General features: G+C 66.9%; 8 protein-coding genes. All 8 read right to left on the reverse strand.

Features of this window, described 5'->3' with window-relative positions:
* Window positions 1–312: SCO6880 family protein (locus tag K3M35_RS25265; protein ID WP_374107789.1), on the reverse strand; the 312-nt coding region annotated here is incomplete at its 3' end.
* On the reverse strand, window positions 309–1,880 hold the full coding sequence (locus K3M35_RS25270; protein WP_220667234.1) for a hypothetical protein: 1,572 nt from the start codon (window positions 1,878–1,880) through the stop codon (window positions 309–311). The genes K3M35_RS25270 and K3M35_RS25265, both read right to left, overlap by 4 nt.
* Window positions 1,871–2,710 (reverse strand): hypothetical protein, encoded by an 840-nt coding sequence (locus K3M35_RS25275; protein ID WP_220667235.1) that lies wholly within the window; start codon window positions 2,708–2,710, stop codon window positions 1,871–1,873. The genes K3M35_RS25270 and K3M35_RS25275 overlap by 10 nt, the downstream gene beginning before the upstream one ends.
* Window positions 2,707–3,312, reverse strand: coding sequence for a hypothetical protein (locus tag K3M35_RS25280; protein WP_220667236.1), 606 nt, complete (start codon window positions 3,310–3,312; stop codon window positions 2,707–2,709). Before K3M35_RS25280 ends, K3M35_RS25275 begins: the two co-directional genes overlap by 4 nt.
* Window positions 3,309–3,689: a hypothetical protein gene (locus K3M35_RS25285; RefSeq protein ID WP_191902829.1), complete on the reverse strand. Its 381-nt coding sequence runs from the start codon at window positions 3,687–3,689 to the stop codon at window positions 3,309–3,311. The genes K3M35_RS25280 and K3M35_RS25285 overlap by 4 nt, the downstream gene beginning before the upstream one ends.
* A 16-nt stretch (window positions 3,690–3,705) precedes the next feature.
* Window positions 3,706–3,999 (reverse strand): hypothetical protein, encoded by a 294-nt coding sequence (locus K3M35_RS25290; protein WP_064257214.1) that lies wholly within the window; start codon window positions 3,997–3,999, stop codon window positions 3,706–3,708.
* An 18-nt stretch (window positions 4,000–4,017) separates the two neighbouring features.
* Window positions 4,018–4,590 (reverse strand): hypothetical protein, encoded by a 573-nt coding sequence (locus K3M35_RS25295; protein ID WP_220667237.1) that lies wholly within the window; start codon window positions 4,588–4,590, stop codon window positions 4,018–4,020.
* Window positions 4,587–5,084 (reverse strand): hypothetical protein, encoded by a 498-nt coding sequence (locus K3M35_RS25300; protein WP_259444472.1) that lies wholly within the window; start codon window positions 5,082–5,084, stop codon window positions 4,587–4,589. Before K3M35_RS25300 ends, K3M35_RS25295 begins: the two co-directional genes overlap by 4 nt.
* Window positions 5,085–5,202: the final 118 nt, after the last annotated feature.

Here is a 5,202-nt window from a genome sequence, read left to right on the forward strand (position 1 = left end):
GGGAACGCGGGAGAACGTGCCCGAGGCGTAGGCGTGCTCACCGCGGCGGCGGCCGCGCCAGAACTGGAATCGCATCAGTGCCCTTTCGTAGCCGGAGCGGCCGTCACGGGAGATGACCAAGGGGATAAAGCAGACGATCACCGGGATGGCCAGCAGCAATGCGACCCTCATGCCGAGGAACAGACCCGCGATGATGACGACGGCTGCGGCGGCGATCCCTGCGATCGAGGTGCCGAAGGTGGCTCCGAGCAGGCCGGTGCTGCGGGGCCGGCGCCAATTGCCGTAGGTGTTGAATGTCGGCTCGTTGCTCACTGTTCGAAGCCCCCTCGGTTGAACTGGTGACCGGCTCCTGTGGCCACAGGCGCATCGGAGCCGGAGTGACCGGAACCGCCCGCTCCGGAGCTGCCGGACGCAGCAGCACCGGGGGTGCCCGAGTCGTTGCCCTGCGGGCCACCACTGCCGACGGTGGCGCTGCCGTCACGGGCGGATGGAGTTCCGTTCTGATTGCCGCCTGCCTGTCCATCCCCGGCACCTCCTGCGGCCCCGAAACCGGACGGTGTAGCCCCACTCGGAGAATTCGAGATGCTCGACGAGGTGGTGCTGGTGGTCGCCGCGCCGGATGCTGCGCCGCTGGCACCGCCGGTGGCGATCATCCCGCCGACCTTCGCGCCGGCTGCGGCCGCGCCGGCGGCTGCGGCCAGGCCGCTGCCACCGCCTCCGAGTGCGCCGACGTTCGGGACGATCAACCGCATCAGCGCGGGCAGCACCAACGCTGCAGCGCACAAGGTGATGACCCCGGACAGGGCCATGAACCCATCGCCGTTCTCGGGGTCGGTGATGGTCGGGGTGGCTTCGAGGAACAGGATCGCCGAGACCCCGATCACGAACGCACCGACCGGTTTGACCAGCAGGAACGTGATCGTCCAGGCCAGCATCTTCTCGTATGCCTGGCTGCCGACCTTGGTGCCTCCGGCGGCGCCGGCGATCGGCAGCGCCGCTGCCATGAGCACGAGGATGCCGGTGCGCAGCAGCATCAAGAACGCCATCATCAACCCGCCGAGCATGCCGATGATGCCGATCAGGAACAGCAGGCCCACACCGGCCGGACCCGCATACAACTGGATCGTCACCATCGCTTCGGCCAGGCGGGACGGGTCGGAGCCGACCGCACTGTCCATGAACCAGGCCGAAATCCGGTCCGACAGTTCGGTGCCGAGCACGATCAGCGTCGATGCTCCCCCGGCCAGCAACGCCGCACGGCCCATCTGCTTGAGGCCCTCTTCCGAGGTGTCGCGGATCGCGCCGGAGCGGGCCAGTGCCAGCCGGCCGCCGAGCAGGATCAGCGACAACGACAGGGCCGCGACCTGGATGTAGAAGGTGTAGTCGTTGACCGTCGCCACGGTCGTCTGGAAGGTGTCCCCGTCCATCTCGGTGCCGGTGATCCACCATCCGAGCGCGAACTCGAGCACCGCGACACCCGCGTTGCCGATCCATAACGCCGTCTTCTCGACCGCACCCTCAGCAACGCCCCCGGCGACATCTTCGATCGTGCCGATACCTGCATCGACCGCGGTGCCGACCGCGTCCCCGCAGCTGGGCAGGTCCACGTCGCCGATCTGTTCGGCGATCCAGCCACCTACGGTGCCGGCCAGCATTCCACCTGGTGTGCAGGTCAACGTGCCGAGGGTGGTCTCCAGCTGCTCGAAGCCTGTAGCTTCCTCGTCGTCGACCTGGGACGAGTCGTCAGTAGCCGTAGTGGGTGAGGAATCGGTGTCCTGCGCTGCTGCGATGTGTGCTCCCGTGAGGGCGAGGACACCGGCAACGCACGTCACGGCGACAACCCGGATCAGTGCCGCCCACAGGCTGCGGGTCACCACCATTGTTGCCACCCGTCCGCCGACAGGGATTCGTACTCGACACCGAGGGCGGTGGAATCGGCCTGGAGCACCCAACCGGTGCCCTCACGCCAGACCATCGGGATCTTTGAGACAGCGATCTGGGTCGAGCCGTTGGGGCGTTCGACGGTGTAGCCGAACTTCACCAGAGTCAGATCCGGGTTGAACAGCACGTTGACCATCGGCATCACCGACGCCGGCGTGTCATCGGCAATCCCCAGCGTGGAGAACTCACCTTTCGGGTCCGACACCAATCCCGCCTCGGTCGCCATCTCCAGCCGGTTCCCGCCCGCGTACGCATATCCGAAGTAGTGAGCTGCTGCGAGTGCCGCTCCTTGCGCGGTGCGGGAGAACCCGGTGGCGACACCGTTGTCGGTGAACCCGGTGGGACCGTCGGAAGTTGAGAACGGAAGGTCCATGTTCCCGTGGATGCGCTGGAGCATCACCCCGCTGGGGGCCTGGTCCGCCGGACGGTTCGAACTGGCCAGGGTGTCGGACAAGATCACCCCGGCGGGCTCGAGCGGAACGTAGATGACCCGGTTGGTCCTGTCGAAGACCGGGTCCGGCTCGAACAGTCCGTCCTTGTCCTGAACGGTGGCGCTACTGCCGGTGGTCGGATCGAGAGAGACCAACGGCTCTGAGTCCTCGCCCCGGAAGACCATCACCAGGCTGACCACGACACCGACGACAACGATGAGGGCCACCGCCGCCAAGCCGATGGTGAGTTTGGTGGCCGACGAGGCACGTTCGTTCTCGGCGTCGAGCGAGCCAGTGTTCTTCTCGTGGGTCGAGTCGGTGGTGTTCTGCTCGGTCACTTGCGGGTCTCCTCGAGATCGACCAGCTCCGACGGCACTGCGTCGAGAGCGGTGATGGTGGTAGCGGTCTCGTTGGCCAGGTGCAGTCGCCAGTCGTCGTCGATCCACACCACCTCGGTGGTCGCAGAGGCGAGCGAGCCATCGGAGAAGCGCTGCACGACACCGACGGTGGCGGCGGTGTCGCTGTAGTCGGTGATGGTGTAGCCGACGATGGTCGGCACCATCTCGGGGTCGGTTCCCGAAATCTCCACCAGCCCCCGGTGGGCGGCGTACAGGTCGCGGCCTTCGCCGGGTGCGGCTACACCGGCAAGGACCTGGGGCCAGGCGCGATCGGAAGCGGTGGCCAGCTGCACCGACTGGGTGATCGCCGCCAGCGCCGCTCCCTGCGGGGTGTGGCTGAATCCGGCGAAGGGTTCCCATTCACCATTGCTGGGGCCGTCGGTGGTGCCGATCGGCACCTCGATCCCGCCGACGGTGATCCACCGGTTGATCTGCGGTGGATCGGTGATCAACAGCTCGGACTCGGGGGTGTTCGATCCTCCGCAGCTGGTGGCAACCAACGCCACCGCGACCACCGCTGCTCGCGCCCACCGACGCATCATCGTTCGTTCTCCTCGTTGCCGGACTGCTGTTGCTGTTGCTGCTGCATTTGTTCGAGCTGGTCGATGACCGTCGGGGAATGGCCGCTTCCGATCTGCTGGGCTTGGGGCCCTTGGGCGGTGGCCAGCAGGATGGTGGCGATGGTCGCGGCCACGCCGCCGGCGAGGATCGCACCGATGTTCGCCGCGACGAACTCTGCGGCGGTGGGGGATTCGATGCCGGCACCGTGCTTGTGGTCCCAGGCCAGGCGTCCGCCGACGAAGATCACTTTGGCCACGCACAGGATGAACACGATCCCGGCCGCATAGCCCAGCAGCGTTTGGAAACCATCGACGACCTCACCGGGAAGGGGAACGACCCCTTGAGCGGATACCTGCATCGCTTGACCCCCGCCCTTACGCCGCAGAGGTGACGGCGCCGAGGATCTGGTTCGCCGAGATCGCCACGATCGCACCGACAAGCGAGCCGACGAGCATCTTCGGCGAGTCCCCCGAGCCGTGCTGCCACTTCTCCCACGCGAATTTGCCGCCCGAGAAGATCAGGGCCGCAACACAGGCGAGCGTGACGCCCCACAACAGCCAGTTCAGCAGCTTGAGCAGGCCGTTCGCGCCGGGAGGCACTTCCGGGTTGATGTCGAAATTGACGGCACCCTGTGCGAGATACGCGGTATCTACAACCGTCTGGAGCATGAGTTGTCCTCCGTGTGATTACTGCACCGACCACAAGGTCGGCAGACTCGATTGGATTGCCGTGACGATGCCGACCCCGGCAGCGATCACGTCCTCGGGAACGTCGATGACCGCTCCCTTGGTCTGGATGGGCACGCCGTCGAGGGCGCGCCAGGTGGGAAGGCTCGATCGGGCAGCCGAGGCCAGGAAGCGGTGCCAGCCGATCGACCAGTGCGCCTGCACTGCGCCGGTAACGATCGAACGCAGTTGGCGCACATCCTTCGGCAGCGGACCGGCAGCGTTGGCCACGGTGACCAGCCCGAGCAACTCGCAGGGCAGATCGCGGGTGCGGTGTTCGAGGATCAGATCGTGGGCGCTGGACAGACCCTGGATGGTTTCGCGGCAGACCACCACGACATACGGTGATTCGACCGCACGGTCGGTGCCGCACGGCCACTGGTGCTGCGCGTCGTCGGCGAAACTCCAGTATTGGGCCAAGGTGGAGACGCCGGATCCGCCGTGCGCGCCGAGCAGCCACACCGCCGGTCCGGGGGTGGCCACCGGGTACGGCTCGACCCGAGCGTCGAAACTGATGCGCTCTCTGCTGCTCATGCCAGCTCCTCCGTCCCGGACCGATGAACGGTGTCGTGATGGCCGGCCTCGATACGGCCGAGGGCATCGAGCACGTCGGTCCAGGCATCGATCGACTCGACCGACAGATGCCGGTGATCGACGGTGCCGGGGCGCGCCAGACTCGCATCGAAGGGCACTTCGACGAACCCGGCGGTCAACGGGGTCAACGCCTCCCGGATCGGGGTCAAATCCACCAGCCGGTGCGGGATCTGGTGCGAAATCGACACCACCGTGCGGGAAAGCACGCCCCGCCCGTAGGTGCCCACCAGCCAGTCGAGGGCGCTGCGCATCCGGGCCAGCGGTTCGGCACGGGGCGGCACAGCGATGACGATCGCAGCACCGGCCTCGATCAACGGAGCCACACGGCGTGCGCGCACGGCGGTGCCGACATCGTGGATACGGGCGAGGCTGCGGTCGGCGAGCAGACTGTCCACCAAGGCCGAGTCGGTGGCTTCGCCGTGACCGACGACCACGGGCCTTACCCCCAGCAAATGGACACGGGTGGTGGATTACGCCGCGGATGCCAGCGTAGCGATGTAGAGGGTCTCGTAGGTGTTCGGGGACCGGTGTCCGCACCAGGAATGTCGTCGT

It is taken from the genome of Rhodococcus sp. DMU2021, from assembly GCF_019641445.1.
Lineage (GTDB): Bacteria > Actinomycetota > Actinomycetes > Mycobacteriales > Mycobacteriaceae > Rhodococcus > Rhodococcus pyridinivorans.

Coding starts and splice junctions, on each gene's coding strand:
- K3M35_RS25270 (WP_220667234.1), bottom strand. CDS start 1,880: ATGGTGGTGACCCGCAGCCTGTGGGCGGCACTGATCCGGGTTGTCGCC.
- K3M35_RS25280 (WP_220667236.1), bottom strand. CDS start 3,312: ATGATGCGTCGGTGGGCGCGAGCAGCGGTGGTCGCGGTGGCGTTGGTT.
- K3M35_RS25285 (WP_191902829.1), bottom strand. CDS start 3,689: ATGCAGGTATCCGCTCAAGGGGTCGTTCCCCTTCCCGGTGAGGTCGTC.
- K3M35_RS25290 (WP_064257214.1), bottom strand. CDS start 3,999: ATGCTCCAGACGGTTGTAGATACCGCGTATCTCGCACAGGGTGCCGTC.
- K3M35_RS25295 (WP_220667237.1), bottom strand. CDS start 4,590: ATGAGCAGCAGAGAGCGCATCAGTTTCGACGCTCGGGTCGAGCCGTAC.